The 20902-nt window shown below is 69.7% G+C and carries 17 protein-coding genes and 1 pseudogene; 9 read left to right on the forward strand and 9 right to left on the reverse strand.

Annotated elements, in window-relative coordinates:
- The first annotated feature begins 263 nt into the window (after window positions 1–263).
- The 3 genes from MRBLWH3_RS16275 to MRBLWH3_RS16285 all read left to right on the forward strand — a co-directional run bounded on the left by MRBLWH3_RS16275 (window position 264) and on the right by MRBLWH3_RS16285 (window position 4647).
- Window positions 264–2183 carry a heavy metal translocating P-type ATPase gene (locus tag MRBLWH3_RS16275; RefSeq protein ID WP_363434113.1) on the forward strand — a complete coding sequence of 640 codons (1920 nt, stop codon included), beginning with the start codon at window positions 264–266 and terminating at the stop codon, window positions 2181–2183.
- A 95-nt stretch (window positions 2184–2278) separates the two neighbouring features.
- Entirely contained in the window at window positions 2279–4006 is a 1728-nt protein-coding gene (locus MRBLWH3_RS16280; RefSeq protein WP_363434115.1) for a GAF domain-containing protein, read from the forward strand.
- Window positions 4003–4647 carry a response regulator transcription factor gene (locus MRBLWH3_RS16285; protein WP_363434118.1) on the forward strand — a complete coding sequence of 215 codons (645 nt, stop codon included), beginning with the start codon at window positions 4003–4005 and terminating at the stop codon, window positions 4645–4647. Before MRBLWH3_RS16280 ends, MRBLWH3_RS16285 begins: the two co-directional genes overlap by 4 nt.
- A 36-nt stretch (window positions 4648–4683) precedes the next feature.
- On the opposite strand, the gene MRBLWH3_RS16290 is transcribed toward MRBLWH3_RS16285, so the two are convergent.
- Both MRBLWH3_RS16290 and MRBLWH3_RS16295 read right to left on the reverse strand, forming a co-directional pair.
- Entirely contained in the window at window positions 4684–5154 is a 471-nt protein-coding gene (locus MRBLWH3_RS16290; RefSeq protein WP_363434120.1) for a hypothetical protein, read from the reverse strand.
- A gap of 2 nt (window positions 5155–5156) precedes the next feature.
- Window positions 5157–6002: a universal stress protein gene (locus MRBLWH3_RS16295; protein WP_363434123.1), complete on the reverse strand. Its 846-nt coding sequence runs from the start codon at window positions 6000–6002 to the stop codon at window positions 5157–5159.
- 253 nt (window positions 6003–6255) lie between these two features.
- On the opposite strand from MRBLWH3_RS16295, the gene MRBLWH3_RS16300 reads away from it, so the two are divergent.
- Complete coding sequence (locus MRBLWH3_RS16300; protein ID WP_363435580.1) at window positions 6256–6630, forward strand: flavodoxin family protein; 375 nt, start codon at window positions 6256–6258, stop codon at window positions 6628–6630.
- Here the strand turns inward: MRBLWH3_RS16300 and MRBLWH3_RS16305 are convergent.
- Window positions 6545–6939, reverse strand: a pseudogene (locus tag MRBLWH3_RS16305) (putative PEP-binding protein); the annotation flags it as partial. The gene MRBLWH3_RS16300 and the pseudogene MRBLWH3_RS16305 sit on opposite strands and share 86 nt — an antisense overlap.
- Window positions 6940–7159: 220 nt before the next feature.
- Here MRBLWH3_RS16305 and MRBLWH3_RS16310 point away from each other — a divergent pair.
- Both MRBLWH3_RS16310 and MRBLWH3_RS16315 read left to right on the forward strand, forming a co-directional pair.
- Window positions 7160–8395: a polymer-forming cytoskeletal protein gene (locus tag MRBLWH3_RS16310; protein ID WP_363434125.1), complete on the forward strand. Its 1236-nt coding sequence runs from the start codon at window positions 7160–7162 to the stop codon at window positions 8393–8395.
- Window positions 8396–8417: 22 nt separating this feature from the next.
- Window positions 8418–8624 (forward strand): hypothetical protein, encoded by a 207-nt coding sequence (locus MRBLWH3_RS16315; RefSeq protein WP_363434128.1) that lies wholly within the window; start codon window positions 8418–8420, stop codon window positions 8622–8624.
- 230 nt (window positions 8625–8854) lie between these two features.
- On the opposite strand, the gene MRBLWH3_RS16320 is transcribed toward MRBLWH3_RS16315, so the two are convergent.
- A complete protein-coding gene (locus MRBLWH3_RS16320; protein ID WP_363434131.1) occupies window positions 8855–9604 on the reverse strand; it encodes an EAL domain-containing protein in 750 nt (249 codons plus the stop codon).
- 203 nt (window positions 9605–9807) lie between these two features.
- On the opposite strand from MRBLWH3_RS16320, the gene MRBLWH3_RS16325 reads away from it, so the two are divergent.
- Window positions 9808–10293, forward strand: a complete 486-nt coding sequence (locus MRBLWH3_RS16325; protein ID WP_363434134.1) for a GNAT family N-acetyltransferase — start codon at window positions 9808–9810, stop codon at window positions 10291–10293.
- A gap of 620 nt (window positions 10294–10913) precedes the next feature.
- On the opposite strand, the gene MRBLWH3_RS16330 is transcribed toward MRBLWH3_RS16325, so the two are convergent.
- The gene (locus MRBLWH3_RS16330) at window positions 10914–11837 is read right to left on the reverse strand and encodes a LysR family transcriptional regulator (protein ID WP_363434137.1); all 924 of its coding nucleotides are present in this window, start codon (window positions 11835–11837) and stop codon (window positions 10914–10916) included.
- A gap of 36 nt (window positions 11838–11873) precedes the next feature.
- Between MRBLWH3_RS16330 and MRBLWH3_RS16335 the strand changes: the two genes are divergently transcribed.
- Entirely contained in the window at window positions 11874–13649 is a 1776-nt protein-coding gene (locus MRBLWH3_RS16335; protein ID WP_414685382.1) for an L-aspartate oxidase, read from the forward strand.
- 118 nt (window positions 13650–13767) lie between these two features.
- The gene (locus MRBLWH3_RS16340; RefSeq protein WP_363434142.1) at window positions 13768–14097 is read left to right on the forward strand and encodes a hypothetical protein; all 330 of its coding nucleotides are present in this window, start codon (window positions 13768–13770) and stop codon (window positions 14095–14097) included.
- 9 nt (window positions 14098–14106) lie between these two features.
- Here the strand turns inward: MRBLWH3_RS16340 and MRBLWH3_RS16345 are convergent, their stop codons facing one another.
- From MRBLWH3_RS16345 to MRBLWH3_RS16360, 4 genes are all read right to left on the reverse strand, one after another.
- Window positions 14107–17523 carry an error-prone DNA polymerase gene (locus tag MRBLWH3_RS16345; protein WP_363434145.1) on the reverse strand — a complete coding sequence of 1139 codons (3417 nt, stop codon included), beginning with the start codon at window positions 17521–17523 and terminating at the stop codon, window positions 14107–14109.
- Between the two features lie 12 nt (window positions 17524–17535).
- Window positions 17536–19236: a DNA polymerase Y family protein gene (locus MRBLWH3_RS16350; RefSeq protein ID WP_363434148.1), complete on the reverse strand. Its 1701-nt coding sequence runs from the start codon at window positions 19234–19236 to the stop codon at window positions 17536–17538.
- 1 nt (window position 19237) lies between these two features.
- Window positions 19238–20071: a hypothetical protein gene (locus MRBLWH3_RS16355; protein ID WP_363434150.1), complete on the reverse strand. Its 834-nt coding sequence runs from the start codon at window positions 20069–20071 to the stop codon at window positions 19238–19240.
- A gap of 303 nt (window positions 20072–20374) precedes the next feature.
- Window positions 20375–20872 (reverse strand): HNH endonuclease, encoded by a 498-nt coding sequence (locus MRBLWH3_RS16360; RefSeq protein WP_220289569.1) that lies wholly within the window; start codon window positions 20870–20872, stop codon window positions 20375–20377.
- Window positions 20873–20902 lie beyond the last annotated feature (30 nt).

The raw sequence follows: 20902 nt of genomic DNA on the forward strand, positions 1-20902 counted from the left end.
TCATCAGTGTCTCCGCCGCGCGGTCGGGCAGATGGGACGTAGGTCCTGCGGCCCCGGAACACGACGATCTCCCGGCGTCTGGTCATCGGATCGACACCGTCCCGAGGACGCTGCATGGGTTCGCTGTCGCTGACCGCGGATGTCGAGCCGCCGAGTTCGAAGATGCTTCGCGGTCGCGTCGGCGAGCAGGACCGCCGGAATCGCGACGCTCGCGAGGAGCCAAGCGTGACCCCGCTTCGTCGCGATCTGGGATGCTGAGCGGCATGCGACTGCTCCGTTCGCTGTGGATCTACCCCGTCATCACCGTGACCGTCATCATGCTGGGCATCGTCGTGGCGCTCGCAGCGACGGATCAGCCTCGGGCTGCTCGCTGGATCGCGACGGCGTGGGTGGGCGCCGTGGTGGTCTGGACGCTGGTGGGCATGATTCGCGACGTGGTGAAGGGCCATGTGGGCCTCGACATCCTGGCTGTCGTGGCGATGGTGGCGACCCTGGCGGTCGACGAGTACATCGCATCGCTGATCATCGTCCTGATGCTGTCGGGTGGGGAGGCACTGGAGGATTTCGCACAGCGGAGGGCCAAACGCGATCTCACTGCGCTGCTGGATCGTTCGCCGCGGGTCGCCCACGTGCTCTCGAGGGGCGAGGGGCCGGAGCTCGTAGAGGCGCAGGATGTCCCCGTCGACGAGGTCTTGGTCGGCGACGTCCTTCTCGTCCGCCCGTCCGAGATCGTTCCCGTCGATGGGGTGCTGCTCACCGATGACGGCACCTTCGACGAGTCTTCATTGACCGGGGAGAGCATGCCGGTGGGCCGGAGCGCAGGCGATGAAGTTCTCTCGGGAGCGATCAACGGCACCCGTGCCGTGCGGATCCGCGCTTCTCGCAGCAGCGCCGAGAGTCAGTATCAGCAGATCATCGCGCTTGTGCACGCCGCCGAGGAGTCGCGCGCGCCCGTCGTACGTCTCGCGGACCGCTTCGCGATTCCGTTCACCGCCGTCTCGCTCGTGCTGGCCGGGACGGCCTGGGCCATCTCCGGGGATCCGACCAGGTTCGCGGAGGTGCTGGTGCTGGCGACACCGTGCCCGCTGCTGATCGCGGCACCGGTCGCGTTCCTAGGGGGCCTCTCACGGTCGGCCAAGAGCGGAGTGATCATGAAAGGCGGTGCCGTGATCGAGCAATTGGCCGGTGTGCGGTCAGCCGCTTTCGACAAGACCGGAACGCTCACGCGGGGAAAGCCGACGCTCGTCGCGGTGCGACCCGCCGCCGGATTCTCGTCCGACGAGCTGCTGCGCCTGTCCGCCTCCGCCGAGCAATACTCCTCGCACGTCCTCGCGAGCAGCATCCGGCAGGCTGCGATCGATGGCGGCCTGGAGCTCCTCGGCGCAGGCGACGCGAGCGAGGTCGCGACCAACGGCGTGACGGCCGATCTGGGTGGCCGAACAGTCGTCGTCGGCAAACCCGGGTACGTGTCGTCGATCGCCGCCGATATGCACCGGACCGAGTTGAAGCCGGGCCAGGCGGCGGCGTACGTCGCGGTCGACGGACAGTTCGCGGGCGCACTGGTGCTCGCGGACGATCCCCGTCCCGAATCGCCGGCGGTGATCTCCTGGCTGCGCTCCGCAGGTGTGGAGCGGATCACGATCCTGACCGGCGACGCCCAAGCAACCGCCGAGTCGATCGGCTCTGCTGTCGGCATCGACGAGGTGCACGCCGAGCTGCTGCCCGGCGAAAAGGTACAGCTCGCGGCGGAACTGCATCCCCGCCCCGTGCTCATGGTGGGCGACGGGGTGAACGACGCGCCGGTCCTCGCGGCCGCCGACATCGGCATCGCCATGGGGGCGAAGGGTGCGACGGCTGCGGGAGACGCCGCGGACGTCGTGATCCTCGTCGACTCGCTCGCGAAGGTGACCGACGCCATCGCGATCGCCAGACACACCCTGCGCGTCGCTCTGACGGCGATCTGGATCGGCATCGGCCTCAGCGTCGGCCTCATGCTCGTCGCGATGACCGGTGTGATCCCGGCAGTCGCAGGCGCGCTCACCCAGGAGCTCGTAGACCTCGCGACGATTCTGTTCGCCCTCCGCGCGCTCCGGGGACCGACGAGCGGCCTCCCTCGGGACGCGAACTCCGCTTCGATCGTTCCGTTCCGCTCCGACTCGTCGGAGGGAGCCCTCGGCCGATGAGACGGGGGACGCTGAGAGTGTTCCGGCTCGCCAGCCATGGCTGGCGGACGCCGCCCCGGCGTCATACTGTGGCCTCGGCGCCGAGGAGGTGCGACATGACCGGACCCGACCCACTGTCGTTCCCGGACGGCCCGCGCCTCGATCTCGACGAGGCGCTCACCACCCTGCTGACCCAGGCGGAGCGAGTCCGCGCGACGCAGGACCGACTGCGCGCGCTTCTCAGCGCCACCCAGGCGGTCGTGGAGGAGAGCGACCTGCCCTCGGTCCTTCGTCGGATCGCACAGGCGGCGGCGACGTTGGTGGACGCGGAGTACGGCGCGCTCGGCGTGATCGCTCCGGAGCGGGACGCGCTCGAGGAGTTCATCTACGTGGGTCTCGGCGACGACCAGGCCGCCGCGATAGGGCATCTGCCCACGGGACACGGTCTGCTCGGCGCCCTGATCGCCGACCCGCATCCGATCCGGCTGCCGAGCATGGCCGACGACCCCCGCGCCGTGGGCTTTCCCCCTCACCACCCCAGGATGGACTCGTTTCTCGGGGTGCCCGTCCGGGTGCGAGGCGAGGTGTTCGGGAACCTCTATCTCACCAACCGCCGTGACGGCCTGTTCACGGAGGAGGATGAGCGCCTGGTCGAGGCGCTGGCGACCACTGCCGGCTTCGCGATCGAGAACGCCCGGCTTCTCGAGCAGGCGAGGGGCCGTGCGCAGTGGATGAGTTCCGCAGCAGAGCTGTCCGCCGCGCTCCTCTCGTCCACCACCGACACCGCCTTCGACCTCATTGCCAGCCGCATTTTCGACTTGCCGGATATCGACAAGGTCACGGTCGTGCTGGCGGACGATTCCGGGGCCCAGCTTCACGTCGCCGCCGCCCGCGGACAGGGCGAGAGCGAGGTCAGGGGACTCTCGCTCGATGCTTCATCGACATGCGCGGGCGCCGTCATCACGAGCGGACAGGCGCGATCATACGTCCGCGAACCGTCGCCCGAGAACGACCCGCTGCGCGTGGTGCGCGACGGGGATGCCGGCCCGGTGGTCGCAGCCCCGCTGCGGAGGCGGGGACGGCTCTGGGGTGTTCTGTGCGTTGCACGCGACCCCAATGGCCGGCGCTTCACGGTGGCCGATCTCGAGAGCATCGCCGACTTCGCCTTCCGTGCGAGCCTCGCGCTCGAGCTGTCGCACGCTCGGGAGGAGGGTCAGCGCGCGCTGCTCGCCGACGATCGGCGCCGGATCGCACGTGACCTCCACGATCACGTCATCCAGCAGCTGTTCGGTACCGGCCTCACGCTGCAGGCCGTCGCCGGAAAGCTTCCGCCCGGACCGGAGACCGAGCAGCTGCACGCGAGCATCGACCAGCTCGACGACGCGATCTCGCAGATCAGGACCGTCGTGTTCGCCCTGTCCCAGCGCGACGAGAGCTCACTGCGCCACCGCGTGATCGACGTCGTCGCGGACCTCTCGGCCATGTTGCGTCGTCCACCCGCCATCCGGTTCACCGGCCCGGTGGATCACGCGATCACGGGCACCCTGCTGGTCGATGTCGTCGGCGTGACCCGCGAGCTTCTCAGCAACGCCGTGCGCCATTCGAGAGCCGACCGGATCTCCGTGGAGGTCGGCATCGACGCGGACACCGCCGTGGTGCAGGTGGAAGACGACGGCATCGGGATCGGTGCAGGCGACCGGCGCAGCGGATTGAAGAATCTCGCCGACAAGGCAGCAGCGCGCGGAGGACAGTTCACGGTCGAGTCCGTGTCCGGTGCCACGACGGTACGCTGGGCCGCTCCCCTGAACGGCGAGGCCGACAAGAGACAGGGGCGGAGTCGATGACCAACGTCTTCCTCGTCGACGATCACGAGATCGTGCGCCGCGGGCTCGTGGACCTCGTGCGGGCTCAGACCGACCTGGAAGTGGTGGGCGAAGCGGCCACCGTGCGGCAAGCCATCGGCCGCATCGAGGCCACCCTGCCCGACGTCGCGGTCCTCGATGTCCGGCTTCCCGACGGCAGCGGGATCGACCTCTGTCGCGACATCCGTTCCCGCATGCCTGCCGTCGCGTGCCTGATGCTCACCGCGTACGACGATGACGCCGCCGTCCGTGCGGCTGTACTCGCCGGCGCGTCGGGGTACATCTTGAAGGACATCGGCGGCTCGCGACTCGTGGATGCCATCCGATCCGTGGCGAACGGCCGAACGCTCATGGATGACGCCGTCGTGAAGCGGGCGACGGAGAAGATCCGTGAGCGAGCCGACAACAGCGACCCGCGCCTGGGGTCGCTCGGGCTCCGCGAGCGACAGATCCTGCGACTGATCGCCGACGGACTGACCAATCGGCAGATCGGCGAGCACCTCGGCATCGCCGAGAAGACGGTGAAGAACTACGTGTCGTCGCTCCTGAGCAAGCTCGGCCTCGAACGCCGCACTCAGGCCGCCGTGTTCCAGCTCGAGCATCGCGGCGGACAGCCGAGCTAGCTTCTCGCCGTATCGCGACTCCCCTCGACGGCATGCTCACGCTCCGCCGGGCGTCGCCGGTGCGTGTGCGGCGACATACGTCGACCGGTGCGGGTGTGCCAGATGCGTCAGGACGCCGAGAAGCAGCATCGTGACACCGAGTTCGACCAGACCCAGCGCGAAGTAGAGCGCCTGCAGGAGACTGAAGGGGATGTAGATCATCTGGATGAAGATCCAGATGAGGCACGCGAACCCGCCCGCCGCCGCGAGCGGCATCGACCAGCGAGATCTCATGATGGTCGCGACGAACGCGGCCGCGTGCACGCCGGCAACCAAGACGATGAGGCTCATCCCGGGAACGAGGTACGACGAGAACGGAGAACCCTCGAGGTACTCCGCCGGCGGGACGATCACCGCCCCCCAATCGGGATTGAGGCTGCCGAAGATCAAGGCGAGCCCTCCTGCGAACGCGGTGATCGCGACGAACGCCTGCGCGCTCAGCAGCGCGATACGGGCGAATCGGATCATGATCACTCCTCTCTTCCGTGGTGAAGCACAGCGTCCCGGGGAATGACTGCGACCGGGCACTCCGCCTGCCAGAGCACACCCTCGGCGACCGAGCCCAGCAGGCTGCCTGCGAGGACGCCGCGATGATGAGTGCCGATGACCAGCATCGAGCTGCGCGGCGCATAGCGCAGCAGCGCGGCCGAGCGACTGTCTCGCACGAGTTCACTCTGCAGGCGCATCGTCGGATAACGCTCGACGAGCCAGTTCACGGCAGCAGTCAGCGTCGCGCGATGATCGGCCATCACATCCTCCTGCGTCGCAACCATCACCGCCGATCCCGAGAAGGACGGCGTCGGCATGAGCCACGCGTGCACCAGACGGACAGACGTCTCGGTCTCCTCGGCCTCCTGAGCCGCGAACGCGAGCGCGGTGCTGGACGAATCATCGTCGGAGATCCCGATGGTGATCGGATCGCCGACATCCACCCAGCCGGCAGGCACCATGACGACGGGAACGCGAGCATGGGTGCTGATACGCAACGGCATGGCGCCGGCCATCGCCGCGCGGATCGGGTGTCCCGGATTGATGCCCACGACGAGCAGATCCGTATCATCGGCGAACTCGGTCAGCGAGTCGGGTACACCGCCCTCGAGCCGATGGAGTTCGACTCCGACACCGGGCACCCTGTCGCGGAGAAAGGTCTCGGCCTCCGCCAGCTGGTCGAGCGCGGATGCCCGATCCTGCGCGAACCGGGACACCACATTGACGAGACCGACCTTCGCCACCTCGCGGCCGGCTCGTGCCGCCACCCAGGCCAGCGCCGACACGGATGCCGGACTCCCGTCGTAGCCGAGGACGATGCGTTCCATGAGCGACCCCATCTCGAATCGGCGACCTCTGCCGTTGTCGAGCAGTCAAATCGCGCCGGCGTCCGAGCGCCGGGCCGAAAGTCCCATCGATCGGCTCACGAGAACACGGGACCTTCGACCCGACGCCTCCTCACCCAAGCCGATCGAATGAAGCGAGGCGACGGAATGAACACCACCCACAACCCGGCCGCTCCGAAAGGTGCAGTTCGATGACGAATTCTCCCGCCACCGACCCACGGTCGCGATCGCGATCGTGTACGAGTCGATGTTCGGCAACACGCGGCGCATCGCGGAGGCGATCGCCGACGGCATCCGCCTGCAGCGACCGGTCAGCCTGATCCCCGTCGGACAGGCCGATCGTCTCCCCGCGGACGTCGACGCGCTGATCATCGGCGCCCCCACCCATGCCCACGGACTGAGTCGACCCGAGTCGCGGGCCGAAGCGGTGGTCTGGGCTGGCAACGAACAGAAGCACCTGAAGCTCGACGACGCCTGGAGCGACTCCGGCGTCCGCGAATGGCTGGCCGACGGATCACCCCGCTCTGCAGGTTGGTCAGCCCCATCTCGTCGCAGACGAAGCGCAGCGCCTCGCACTCCATCGCGAAGCAGTCCTCGAACTCGGGCGTGATGTAGCGGGACGCCCCGCGCCATCCCAGCATCGGGTTCTCCTCCCGTGGTTCGTAGCGGTCACCGCCGAACAGGTGGGCGTACTCGTTGGACTTGAAGTCACTGGTCCGCACGATCACCGGCTCGGGGCGAACGCGGCAGCGATCGTCGCCACGCCCTCCGCGAGGCGCCGGACGAAGAAGTCCGGCGCCGATGGGTAGGCGGCGATGCGGTCGGCGACGTCGGTCTTGAGTGGTTCGGGGAACGCATCGAACTCGAGCAGCGCCCGGGAGTGGATGCCGATCTGGTGGCCCACGATGAACTCCAGCCGGGGGTGACGAGCCCGTCATCTCCGGGATCGTCTGCTCCCACCGCACGGGACCTTCGGCCCGCAGGCGTCCCCCGCGAGGGCGGAGAGTCAAGTCGACAAAGGGAGACAACATGTCCACCACCTCACCCGCTAGCCCTGCTCCCGCAGAATCGTTCGCTCCCCCGGTCGCCACGGCGTCCGACCGATCGATGATGCCGTTGCGGCAGGGGAGGTGATCGCGGTGAGCGTTCTGCGGCGTGCCGTCCGTCCTCTGGCCGTGATCCTCGCGGCCGGCATTCTCACGCTCGTCGCCGGTGGCGCCGCCGCCGGCGCACCCGTGCAGTCCTCGCCCGCGGTCGCATCGGCGGTAGACGATCGGGACGGACCACGGTTCTACTCCGGCTTGGTGATCGATGTCTCCGGTGCAGTCGATGGCGATGTGTACGCCACGGGCCAGAGCGTCACCATCAGCGGCGACGTCACGGGTGACGTGATCGCCGCAGCTCAAACCGTCGCGATCACGGGGACGGTGGACGGCGATGTTCGCATTGCCGCCCAGGACGTCTCGGTCACCGGCGAGGTGTCCCGAAGCGGAACGGTCTTCGCGGCCGGCTTCACGATCGGCGATACGGGATCCTTCGGTCAGGACGTGGTCACTGCTGCGGGCACCGTCAGCATCGCCGGCGAGGTGGGGCGCGATGTCGCTGCCAGTGTCGGACGTCTTGTCATCGACGGGTCCGTCGGCGGCAGCGTGACGTACGTGAGCGACGATGATGCGCGTATCGCAGAAGGGGCGGTCGACGGCACGGTCGAGCGCCTGGAGCCTCCGCAGACCCCTCGGGTCGAGGTCTCCCCGTGGGCGGTGTTCATCGGCTGGTTCCTCGGCTTCCTTTATGCGCTCATCTCTCTCAGCCTCATCGCCCTGCTCGCGGGACTCCTCCTCCCGCGCTGGCTGCAACGCGTCACCGACCATCTGACGCCGTCACCGTGGAAGGCGCTGCTCGTGGGCTTCGTCGCATCCGTCGCGGTTCCCATCGCACTCTTCTTCGTGGCCATCACGATCATCGGCGCTCCGCTCGCCATCGCCGGCGCACTGGTGTGGACGGTCATGGTCCTGGCGACGTTCGTGTACAGCGCGTTCTACATCGGGCGCCTCGTGTTCCGCGACCGTGCGCACCCCGTGGTGATGTCACTCGTCGGCGGGGTGATACTCATCGTCGCGCTTCAGATCCCGTGGCTCAACATCCTCGTCTGGCTCGCGATGGTCTTCTTCGGCCTGGGAGCCCAGCTTCTGGAACTCCACCGTCAGCGGCCATGGCATCGCACACCGACAGCGATCGTCGGCCCCGCACTGCCGGCGGATCAGACAACAGCTCACGCGCAGCCTCCGAGCGCAGGCGTTGCGCCGCAGGCTGGCGTCACATCTCCGCCGCCGCCATCCCTGCGCACAGACCCGACGGCGCCTCCCGCCCCGTAAGGAAGCATGCCACCGTCGCGAGATGCGCCCGCTGGGCTACTGCGTCGACGATGTCGCCGAGGGACTTGCCGTCACGGCACCGGAGGACGGACGATCGGATGCCGCGGCCGCCCTGGCCGACTGCTACCTGCGTTTCCTCGAGTCCGCCGTCACAGAGGACGGCCGCGTGCACAACCGCATGGGTCCCGGCGGCGAATGGACCGACGAACCCGGTCCCGGAGACTGGTGAGGCCGCGCCCTGTGGGGACTCGGGGTCGCGGCACGCCGATCGAGCCTCGCCGCGCTCGGCGCCGTCGAGATGGCCGGTCCGGGAGGAACGGATACTGCGGCACTCGCCCTGCTCCGTGACAAGACCGCCGCCATCGCCGCGTGCCGGTCGGGGGTCTCGGGCTCGACCCTTGCCGCTCTCGCGACGCTGCAGTGCGTCCGCCGCGCGACCGGCGCGCCCGACGGATGGCGTCAGAGCGCGGTCAGCAGCGCGTCCAACTGGCGCCGCGGCATGGGTCGCGCGAACAAGTAGCCCTGGCCGCGGTCGCACCCCAGCGACGTGGCCTTCTCCAGGTGCCGCGTAGTCTCGATCCCCTCGGCGACGACGCGGATGCCGGCGTCGTGGGCGACAGTGATCGCGGCGCCCATGGTTCGTTCAGCCGATGGGGACTCGTCCGCCACCAGGGCGCGGTCGATCTTCAGCTCTGTGGCGTGAAGCCGCTTGAGCTGGGTGAGCGATGCCTGTCCGGCGCCGAAGTCATCGAGCGCGATGCCCAGCCCCATCGCCCGGAGACGATCGAGCCGGCCGACGACCGCCGACACATTGCCGATGCGACGACCCTCGGTGATCTCGAGCGTGAGCCGGCGTGCGGGATGACTGATCCGATCGACCAGCCGACCCAGCCACGTGGAGAACGCGGAGTCCTGCAGCTGTGTCGGCGACACGTTGACGGAGACATCGATGCCCCACCTGGACATCACGGCGATCGCCTGCGTGGCCATGTACCGGCCGATCTCCCCGATCATGCCGTCCTCTTCGGCGATGGGAATGAACTCGTTCGGTCCCACCGGGCCCCAATCCGGGTGAGTCCACCTGCACAAAGCCTCGACGGCGACCACTCTGTGGGTCACCAGGTCGATCTGAGGCTGGAACCACGCGGTGATCTCCGAGCGGTCGAGGGCGTGCGCCAGCGCTCTCGATATCTCGCTTCTCACAGCCACGGCTTCTCGCTTCCGGTGCTGGCGGTCACCCCTGCCCCGCGTCTTCCCGTCGCGCCATTCTCGCACCGGACGCGGTTGGGCATCGGCGTCTTGACTGCGGCCGGTGTTGTCGGATACCCGATGCGTCGCGTCTCGCTTCATGGGCCAGCGCTTTCGAGTCAACCCGGTTCGCGCGATCGACAGGAGCCGGTTTACTGATCGTGATGAACAGCCGTGATCCGCAGGACCTGATGATCCGCGACATCCGTGAAGAGGATGCCGGCGAGGTGCTCACGCTTCAGCGCGCCGCGTTCGTGCAGGAGGCGCTCATCTACGACACCGTCCGCATGCCGCCCCTCACACAGAGCCTCGACGAGCTGAGAGCGGAGCTGGCGGACAACCTCGGGCGCGTCGCACTGCAGGGATCGAGGCTGGTCGGCGCGGTCCGCGCCAAGCATGAGTCCGGGCTGCTGCTCATCGGTCGGCTGGCGATCGCCCCGGACGTCCAGGGGCTCGGAATCGGCTCCCGGCTGCTCCTCGCCGTCGAGGATGCCGGGCGGAACGCGGGATGCCGGGAGGCTGAGCTTTTCACGGGGTCGCTGAGCGAGGCGAATCTGCGACTGTACGAACGCCTCGGCTATCGCGAATCCCAGCGCGTCGACGGTGACGACGGCATCGAGCAGGTCTTCCTCCGCAAGGCGCTGCTCTGATGCCTGGTGCCGCGTCACGGTCGTGGCGCAGCGGACGGCGTGAAGGTGCAGGTTCTGGGACTGCCTGACGGTCTCGGCCCGTGCTCTGCCGAGTGCGCCGGCCGACGCGCACGCGAAGTCCGCGCCGTCTACGCGGCAGCGCTGTTCGGCGACGACCCGGGGTCAGCCGAAGGAGCGGCGTGGCCCTCGCCGTGTGCGCCTCATGAACCGCTAGGGTGGCAGCAAGCCGGGTCCCACACCTTTCGGCAGCGTCGCAGAGGCATCCCCAGTGCTGAGCCCTCCCCCCAAATGGGCGCGTGATGCTCGCGGGACAGGCTGAGGTCCCTCGGACGCTACAGGATCTAGCTGCAACGTCCGAGGGACCGTCCTTGCGCGGGGGGAGCGCAGGGAAATCGGCGGCACTGCCCCAGAGATCCCCAGACCGGACGCCCGCGCCGTGATCATTTCCCAGGATCACGCCGAGCTGCCCGCGGCTCACCATATCGCGTCCACGCTGCAGTGAACAGCATCCGCCGCCCCACGTCCGTACCCGCCGTGACGTCCGCGTCTTCGGACGAGCCCTGGGGCACTGATGAAGGATGCTGCGGACCGCAGCATCCGTCGCGGACCCGCTCTCTCGACTATGCGAGCCGCATCGTCGCCTGCGGCAGTGCGGCGAGCCCGGCCGCTGTGCGCTCGATCGTCTGCTGCATCACCTCGACGGCCCGTGTCGGAGCCATGTCGGTGACCCGCGCGATGCTGATGGTGCGCGTCAGGGTCGGGTGGGACAGGCGGACCGATCGCAGTCCGGACCGCTCGATGAGCACCATCGCGGGCACGATCGCGACGCCGATCCCGCGCTCGACGAAGCGCAGCACGGCGTCCATCTCGGCCCCTTCGATGACCGTGTGCGGCGTCAGTCCCGCCGCCGCGAACGCGGCATCGGTGGTGGCGCGCAGGTCGTACGTCGAGCTGAAGACGACCTGCGGCAGCGCGGCGACGTCGCCGAGGCCGACGCTCGCTCGTGTCGTGAGCGGAGGCGCGCTGCTCGACGAGATGACGACGAGCTCTTCGACGAGTAGCTGCGTGACGGTGAATCTCTCGGCGGATGCAGCGCCGGAGGTGGTGATCAGCGCGAGGTCGAGTTCGCCACCCGCAAGGTCGTCGAGCAGACCGCGCGACCCGCTCTCGGTGATGTGCAGCTCGATTCCGGGATGCGCGGCGTGGAACGCGCTCAGCACTTCGGCGACGAGGCTGATGCAGAGGGTGGGCGTGGCGCCGAGGCGGACGCGCCCGCGCCGGAGGCCGGCGAGCTCGTCGATCTCGCGGCGAACGGATGCTGCGTCGGCCAGCATCCGTCGGGCGAGGGGCAGGAGCGCCTCGCCCGCGGCGGTCGGTGTGCTGCCTCCGCGGGCGCGGTGGAACAGATCCACACCCAGACTCTGCTCGAGTGTCGAGATCTGGCGGCTCAGCGACGGCTGCGCGAGGTGGAGCTGCTCGGCGGCGCGGGTGAAATTGCCCAGCTGAGCCACCGTGACGAACGCACGGAGCTGCTCGAGATTCATTTTGAATAGCCTATTGCTATCTATCCCACCAGGTATATGCATTGGAGTAATCGGTGCGAACTGCTTAGCGTGTCTGCTGTGATCCCCTCAGAACGCCGGCTTTCCACCACCGTCCTCGTGATCGGCACCGGGGGCTCCGGTCTCCGCGCGGCCATCGAACTCGCCGAAGCCGGCGTCGACGTCGTCGCGCTGGGCAAGCGCCCGAAATCGGACGCGCACACCTCCCTCGCCGCAGGCGGCATCAACGCCGCCCTCGGCACAATGGATGCCGACGACAGCTGGCAGCAGCACGCCGCCGACACGCTGAAGGAGAGCTACCTGCTCGCCAACCCGCACACCGTCGAGATCGTCACGTCGGGCGCCGCTCGCGGGATCGAAGACCTCGAGTGCTACGGCATGCCGTTCGCCCGCGAGGACGACGGGCGCATCTCGCAGCGGTTCTTCGGCGCGCACACGTACCGTCGCACCGCGTTCGCGGGCGACTACACGGGGCTCGAGATCCAGCGCACGCTGATCAACCGGGCCGCGCAGCTGCACGTGCCGATCCTCGACACCGTCTACGTGACGCGCATCCTCGTGAACGATGACGGGGCTGTCTTCGGCGCCTACGGCTTCGACCTCGAGGACGGCACGCGCTACCTCATCCACTCGGACGCGGTGATCCTCGCGGCGGGCGGGCACAACCGCATCTGGCGGCGCACGTCGTCGCGACGCGACGAGAACACCGGCGACTCCTTCCGCCTCGCGGTGGAAGCAGGCGGCCGGCTTCGTGATCCGGAGCTCGTGCAGTTCCACCCGAGCGGCATCATCGAGCCCGAGAACGCGGCCGGCACCCTCATCTCCGAGGCGGCACGCGGCGAAGGCGGCATCCTGCGCAACGGCCTCGGCGAGCGCTTCATGCACAAGTACGACCCCGAGCGCCTCGAACTTTCCACACGCGACCGTGTCGCCCTGGCCTGCTACACCGAGATCAAGGAGGGCCGCGGCACCCCGAACGGCGGCGTCTGGCTCGACGTGTCCCACCTCCCGCGCGAGACGATCATGACCCGCCTCCCCCGCGTGTACCAGACGATGCTCGAGCTGCAGATGCTCGACATCACCAAGGAGCCGATCGAGATCGCGCCGACTGCGCACTACTCGATGGGCGGCGTCTGGGTTCGCGCGTCGGACCACTCCACCGACGTGCCCGGACTCTACGCCATCGGCGAGGCGTCTTCGGGCCTTCACGGCGCCAACCGGCTCGGCGGCAACTCGCTCATCGAGTTGCTCGTGTTCGGTCGCATCGTCGGGCAGGCCGCCGCCGCGTACTCGGCGGCGCTCCCCGCCCAGACACGTTCGGCGGCGGCCGTCGCGACCGCCCGCGCGGAGATCGACGTCCTGCTCGCAGCATCCGGAACCGAGAATGTCCGGGCGCTCCAGCGCGCCATCCGCGACACGATGACCGAGCACGCCGGTGTCGTGCGTGACGAGGAGGGGCTTCTCGCCGGCCTCGCCGAACTCGACGCGATCGAAACGCGGATGACAGACATCGGCGTGCACCCCGACATCGCGGGATATCACGATCTCGCACACGCGTTCGACCTCAAGTCGGCGGCCCTCGCCGCGCGGGCGACGCTCGAAGCCGCGCTCGAACGGCGGGAGACCCGCGGGTGCCACAACCGCAGCGACTACCCTGACATCGATCCCGAACTGCAGGTCAACCTGGTGTGGTCCCCCTCGACCGGCGTTGTACGGGAGCAGATCCCGCCGATCCCCGCCGAGATCGGCGCGCTGATGCGCGAGGTGTCCGTTGCCGGGAAGCTGGCCGAGTAGCCCTCGCACACCCGTCTCGAGGGATGCCGGCCACATCGGTCGATGGCGGCTTGTAGCCCCTTCGGCGCCGGGCGGCAACCCCCGAGAGCGACGGCGAATCCTCAGGTAGAAAGGACTCGTGAAGCGGGTGATCTACGCGGGAAGCGAGTTCGTGACGGGTGACGACATCGCCGCCACACTTCTGCGCTGCGGCCAGGCGCTGGCCGAGGCGGGCGAGGCCGAGGCCGTGACGGTTCCGACGAGGGAGCCGGACGGCTCCGTCGGTGAGGTGACTGTTCTCATCGGGCCCGCGAGCCAGATGGTCGCGCGTGACGTCCACGACGACAATGGGGAGCTCGTCGATGAGGCGGCGGTCGAGCGGATGAAGTCGATCCAGCGACGTCTGCACCCGATCGCCGCGGTCGACCCCGCCCCTTCGGCCGAGGTCGACTGGGAAGACGAGATCTGACAGGCATCGTCATCGGAAGTCCCTGGTGCGATGCTGCACGCCGACGCGGAGGTCTTCGAACGCGTCGGCGATGAGGTTCGTCACGCCCTCGGCCGAGCGCTCGAGCATGCCGCGCGCGATGAGCGCGGGCGAGTCGCGCACGATACGGCGATACCGATTCCAGACGCCGAGCGAGCACACGATGTTGACGAGACCGTGTTCGTCTTCGAGGTTGAGGAACGTGATTCCGGATGCTGTGGCCGGCCGCTGCCGATGAGTCACGAGGCCTGCGACCTCGACGCGGCGGCCGACCTCATGGCTGCGCAGTTCGCGGGACGTCAGCACGCCACGCGCGTCGAGCCCGGAGCGATAGTGGGTGATCGGATGGTCGTCGGTGGAGATGCCCGTCGCCCACAGGTCGGCGGCGAGGCGCTCGTAGCTGGTGGGGTCGGCGAACAGCGGCGGCTGCACCGCGATGAGCGAGTCCGGCAGGAACTCGGGGCGGTCCTGCGCCGCCGACCCGGCGAGCCAGATCGCCTCGCGCCTGCTGAGCCCGAGGCATTCGAACGCCCCCGCGGTGGCGAGCGCCTCGACCTGGACCGCGGTGATGCTGGTGCGCCGCACGAGATCGCGGAGGTCGCGGAACAGCCCGCCCGACTCGCGCGCGGCGACGATGCGCTGGGCGACCGTCGCGCCGATCCCCTTCACCCCCGCAAGCCCCAGCCGCACCGCGAACCTCCCGTCGCGGCGGTGCGCCGCGGATTCATCGGGCGCGTCGATGTCGAAGAGACCGACGGGCGGCTGCTTGCGCTCGGCACACGAGCCGAGGCCGGTGGGCCCTTCGGCTCCGGTCGCTGAGCCTGTCGAAGCGCCGGCGACGGGCTCGAGCACCGCCTCGCTGCCGGACAGGTGCAGGTCGGGGCGACGCACCTCGACCCCGTGGTGGCGCGCGTCGCCCACGAGCGTCGCGGGCGAGTAGAAGCCCATCGGCTGCGCCCGCAGCAGGCCGGCGAGGAACGCCGCCGGATAGTGCAGCTTGATCCACGAACTGGCGTAGACCAGCAGCGCGAACGACAGCGAGTGCGACTCGGCGAAGCCGAAGTTCGCGAATGCCTGGATCTTGGCGTAGATCGCGTCGGCCTCCTCGCCCACGAGGTCGTTCTCGGCCATGCCGGCGTACAGCTTCTTCTTCAGCGAGTCGATGCGCTCGATCCCCCGCTTGGACCCCATGGCGCGCCGCAGCAGGTCGGCGTCCTCTCCGGTGAGCCCGCCGACGGCCATGCCCATCTGCATGAGCTGCTCCTGGAACACCGGGATTCCGAGCGTTCGCTCCAGCACCGGCACCAGCTTGGGGTGCGGGTAGGTCACACCCTCCTGCCCGAGCTTGCGCTTGACGAACGGGTGCACGGCACCGCCCTGGATGGGGCCGGGGCGGATGAGCGCGATCTCGATCACGAGGTCGTAGAACCGGCGCGGCTGCAGGCGCGGCAGAAGGCCTATCTGCGCACGCGACTCGACCTGGAACACCCCGATCGAGTCGGCGCGGCACAGCATGTCGTAGACCGCCTTCTCCTCCTTCGGGAGGGTCGACAGCTCCCAGTCCTCCCCGGTCGAAGCACGGATCATGTCGAAGCAGTACTGCAGGGCCGCCAGCATCCCGAGGCCCAGCAGGTCGAACTTCACGAGCCCCATCCAGGCGGCATCGTCCTTGTCCCACTGGATCACCGTGCGGTTCTCCATGCGGGCGTGCTCGATCGGCACGACCTCGCCCACCGGGCGGTCGGTGAGCACCATGCCGCCGGAATGGATGCCGAGGTGCCGCGGCGCCTTGAGCAGCTCGGAGGCGAACTCCAGCACCTGATCGGGGATGTCGTGCCCGGCTCCCGTCTCGAGGAGCGCTCCCCAGCCTTCGATCTGCTTCGACCAGGCGTCCTGCTGGCCAGGCGAATGCCCCAGCGCCTTCGCCATGTCGCGCACGGCGTTCTTGGGTCGGTACTGGATGACGTTCGCGACCTGTGCCGCACGATCGCGCCCGTACTCGCGGTACACCCACTGGATGACCTCTTCGCGGCGATCGGAGTCGAAGTCGACGTCGATGTCAGGCTCCTCCTCGCGCAGACTCGACAGGAACCGTTCGAACGGCAGGTCGTACCCGATCGCGTCGACGGCGGTGATGTCGAGCAGGTAGCAGATGGCGCTGTTGGCGGCGGAGCCGCGCCCCTGACAGAGGATGCCCTGGCTCCGCGCGAACTGCACGATGCCGTGGACTATCAGGAAGTAGCCCGGGAAATCCTTCATCTCGATGACTCCGAGCTCCTTCTCGATACGCGCCCGGTTCTCCTCCGTCAGGTCGGGGTACTTGCGCGGCACCGCCTCCCACACGAGGTGCCGCAGCCACGACATGGGCGTGTGCCCCTCTGGCACCTTCTGCTTCGGGAGCGCCGGCTTCGCCTTGCGCAGCGGGAAGGCGAGTTCGTCGGCGAGCGTCACAGTCCGGGCGACGGCATCCGGGAACCGCACGAAGCGCTCCGCCATCTCGGCGCCCGACCGCAGATGCGCACCGGCATGCACCGGCAGCCAGCCGTCGAGCTCGTCGAGACCGCGATTCGCGCGCACGGCGGCGACCGCCGCGGCGAGCAGCTGCCGCTTGGGCACGGCGTAGTGCACGTTGTTGGTCGCCAGGAGCGGAAGGCCGCGCTCCCGCGCGAGCCCGACGAGCACGTCGTTGTCGCGGGTGTCGAGCGGATTGCCGTGGTCGATGAGCTCGACGTGCACGTTGTCTCTCCCGAACAGGGTCACGAGACGGTCGAGTTCCCCGGCCGCCGCAGCGGGGCTCTCGGCGAGCGCGCGGCGCACGGCGCCCTTTCGGCATCCGGTGAGCACCGCCCACTCCCCCGCCGCCTGCGCGGCGAGTTCGTCGAGGTCGTAGACCGGTCGGCCCTTCTCAGCGCCCTGCAGCTGCGCGTGGGTGATCGCGCCCGCCAGCCGGTGGTATCCATCCTCACCCCGCGCGAGCACCAGCAGATGCGCGCCGACCGGATCAGCCTCCCCGTTCTGCGGCTTCGGCAGCTCGAGCGACAGCTCGGCACCGAACACCGTCTTGAGCTGGAGCGCCTCGGCGGCTTCGGCGAACCGGACGATGCCGTAGAACCCGTCGTGATCGGTCACCGCGAGGGCATGCAGCCCCAGGCGCTCCGCCTCCTCGGCGAGCTCCTCGGGCGAGGAGGCCCCGTCGAGGAACGAGTACGACGAGTGCGCGTGCAGCTCGGCGTACGGGATCGCATCGGCCGGGCGCTCGATCTCGGGGGTGACGTACGGCCCCCGCTTATGCGACCATGCGGGACTGTCGCCCCCGTCCGCGCCGACCGGCGGCGCGTCGGGCCGGCGACGACCGCTCAGCACACGCTCCATCTCGGACCACGGCACCCCCGGGTTGTTGAAGCCCATCAGCCCGGCCCCCTAGTCATAGGTCGCCTCCGCCGTCCAGGCGTCGCCGTCGCACACCAGCAGCCACGCGGACCCGTCGGCGTCGACGACCTGGAACCGATGCGCACGGCGCGAGCGCGCCGCATCCCATCCGCGCTCCACCACCGGCCACGGCCCCGCCCACGCCTCGATCGCGCGCCGGCGACCGCTCTCGATGAAGAGCGCGGGCACGGCGGACACGTTGCCCCGCTCGTCGACGTCGACCAACTCGCCGCCGAGCGCACGCACGTCGACCGGCACCGGATCGGCGAACACCGTCGTCGGCAGCGGGTCGGGCAGGCTCCCCGGCCACGGGCGCGCGCGCTGCGCCGCGAGGCCCCCGGCTCCGGTGGCCGTCCTGTCGCGTTCGTCCTTCTCACCCCAGGGCACGAGCACCTGGCGCTCGGCCAGCCACCGCCCGCCGCCGATCGCGGGGGTCAGTACGCCGCGGTGCCCCAGCATCGCCTGCACACGCGACAGCGCGTGGTGCACCCGCTCCTCAGGTCCGCCGCCGAACAGCGCAGGAGCGTGATGGGATGCCGCATCCACCGCCTCCGGCGAGATCCGCACGAGCGTCACCCCGCTGCGCAGCCCGCGCCCGGCCGCATCGCCGGCGCCGACGTCCTCCGCGAGCTGCCACCGCACCCGGTCGACGACCGCCGCGGCGTCGAACGAGCCCGGATGCAGCCACACCCTCTCGCTGCGCTCCCCGCGGTCGCCCACGAGTTCGACCCGCAGCTCGGTGCAGACGAGATCCACCGCACCGAGACCCGAGACGAAGTCGTCGGCGGTGACGCGCATGGCGAACGCCACCTGGTCGGCGATCTCGAGGGGCGGCTCGAACGCGACCTCGCGCTGCAGCTCCGGCGGCGGGGTGCGCGGCTGCACCGGTCGCGAGTCGCACCCCGCGGCGAGCGCGTGGAGCCGGACGCCCCACTCGCCGAACCGCTCACGCACGCGATCGGTCTGCATCTCGGCGAACCCGCCGAGGGTCTGCACGCCCAGCCGGGCGAGCAAGCCCACAAGGCCCGTCGCCTCCTTCGCGCCGGTGCCGAGCATCGCCGAGGCATCGAGCACCGAGACCGACAGTGGTGCGAGGAAGCCGGCCGCACCGCCCGCGGGCACGGCGAACACCGGATCGGCGGCGCTCGTGCCGGCGCGCGCCGCCTGCTCCGCGGTGAACGGACCGTCGGCGATGCCCACCCGCACCCCGTCGAGCCCTGCGTCGCGCAGGGCGCCGATCAGCATGCGGGCGGCCTCGATCTCGCCGCCGTAGTACCGCGCCGGCCCTCGGGCGCGCAGCGCGCACAGTCCCGGGCGCACCAGCTGCACGCCGGGCGCCTTCTCTTCGATCAGTGACACGATCGGGGCGAACGCGCGGTGATCACGCGCAGCGTCCGCGTTCACCAGCGTCAGCCCCGGGCACCGCGCCTGGGCGTCGCGCCGGCGTTGCCCGCGGCGCACCCCCTCCGCACGCGCGGACGCCGAGCACGCCACCACGAGGTTGCGCTCCACGACGGCGACCGGGGGCTTCGCCTCGGACTTCTCCCGCGGCGCGTGCGTCCGAGTGCCCGGCCGCTCTCCGACCGCGTCCTCCGATTCCGCCGCGGGCGCGCCCGCCTCCCGCTCGAGAGCCGTGACCGGCCAGTCGGGGAACCACAGCACGAGGCTCCGCACCGGCGTGCCCGGCGACATGTCACCCCACCGCCCTGATCAGATGCGGGAAGGACTCCGCGGATTCCGCAGGCATCGCTTCGACGGTGCGCATGCGCTCGGGCGCGGCGGAGACGTGCCCCGCAGCATCCGGAAGCATCACGCGAGCCCGTCGCGAACGCGGCCATCGCCGACTGGACGAGGTGAGCGTCACCTCGCGACCGGAGAGGTAGCCGTGCCCGCGGCCGACGCCCTCCCACGTCGGCTCGCCCACCTCGATCACGGCCTCGGCCTGCGGCCAGGGTCCTTGAACGAGCAGCACCGCGCCGCGATCGCGCAGCCGTGCCGCCAGGCGGGAGATCTCACCGTCGGCTGCCCGCCCCGACGGGCGCACCGCGACCACCGGCAGCACCTCGGCGACGGTCGAGGTCACCGCGAGCCAGCGCGCACCCGGATCGGGGATGAGTACGAGCCGCGACAGATCGACCCCGAGGCCCTCGGCCGCCTCGGCGCCGAGCCGCGGCATGCCGATCACCCCGCACCACGACCCGGCCTGCGACGGCTGGGCAAGCAGCGCCAGCAGCACCGACGTCGAGCGCGGCAGGGAGTAGGCGGAGCCCGGGCGCAGACCGCCCCCGGGAAGCAGCGAGGCGATCGCGGGATGCACCGGCAGCACCGGCGCATCGAGCCGCCTGCCCTGCACCCGCTCGACCTGCGCCCGCAGCTGCGCGACGGTTCCCGCAGACGACGAACCCGCAGACGTCCCGCCCGCAGACGACGAGTCCACCGCACCGAGGGCGGCAGGCTGCGTGCCCGTCGGCGCCTGGCCGACGGCCTCGTGCACATGCTGTGCCGTGAGCTGCACGATCGCCCTCATTCCCACAGGCTAGAACAGATGTTCTAGTATTTCAATCGCAGGAGATCAGGGTAACGCCGGGTTCCGACAATTATGTTCGATGTTTCTCCGCCGCCGGCGAGATCGTGCTTCTCGACCGCGCCATGGCCGCGCGCCTCGTCAACGAGCGCCGCATCCTCAACGCGATCGGGACGACGGATGCCGCAGCCCTCGAGCCGATCCTCACTCGCTGGCGCGCGTGCTCCACGCACCGGGCCTGCCTTCATGCCGCGGCGCGGCTCACCCTGAAGTCTCGGGTTTCGCTCTCTCCTGACGCGCGTGCGATCACGCCGCGAGGGCGAGATACGGCTCCCACCGCGGGTCGGTGCGCTCGGTGCCGCGGACGGTCCACTGCGCGCCGCGCGGCGGGTGCGGCGTGAAGCGCAGCTCCCAGTGCATCTCCTGCGGGGTGCGATCGCTCTTGATGTTGTTGCAGCGCAGGCAGCAGGCGACGAGGTTCTCCCACGAGTCGGCGCCACCGCGCGAGCGCGGCAGCACATGGTCGATCGTCGACGCCGCCTTGCCGCAGTAGGCGCAGTGATGGTTGTCACGACGCAGCACGCCCCGCCGGGTGACCGGCACGTGACGACCGCCCGGCACCCGCACGTAGCGGGTCAGGATGATCACGGCCGGGCGTTCGTACGATCGTCGGGTGCCCCACACCGGATCGGTCTCGGTGTGTTCCACCACGGTGGCCTTCTCGTTCATCACGAGCACGAGCGCCCGCTTGAACGACACGACGGCGAGCGGCTCGTAGCCCGCGTTCAGCACCAGAGTGCGCATTGATCATCCTCTCGAATGGCCGGGACGGCT

It is taken from the genome of Microbacterium sp. LWH3-1.2 (genome assembly GCF_040675855.1).
Taxonomy (GTDB): Bacteria; Actinomycetota; Actinomycetes; order Actinomycetales; family Microbacteriaceae; genus Microbacterium.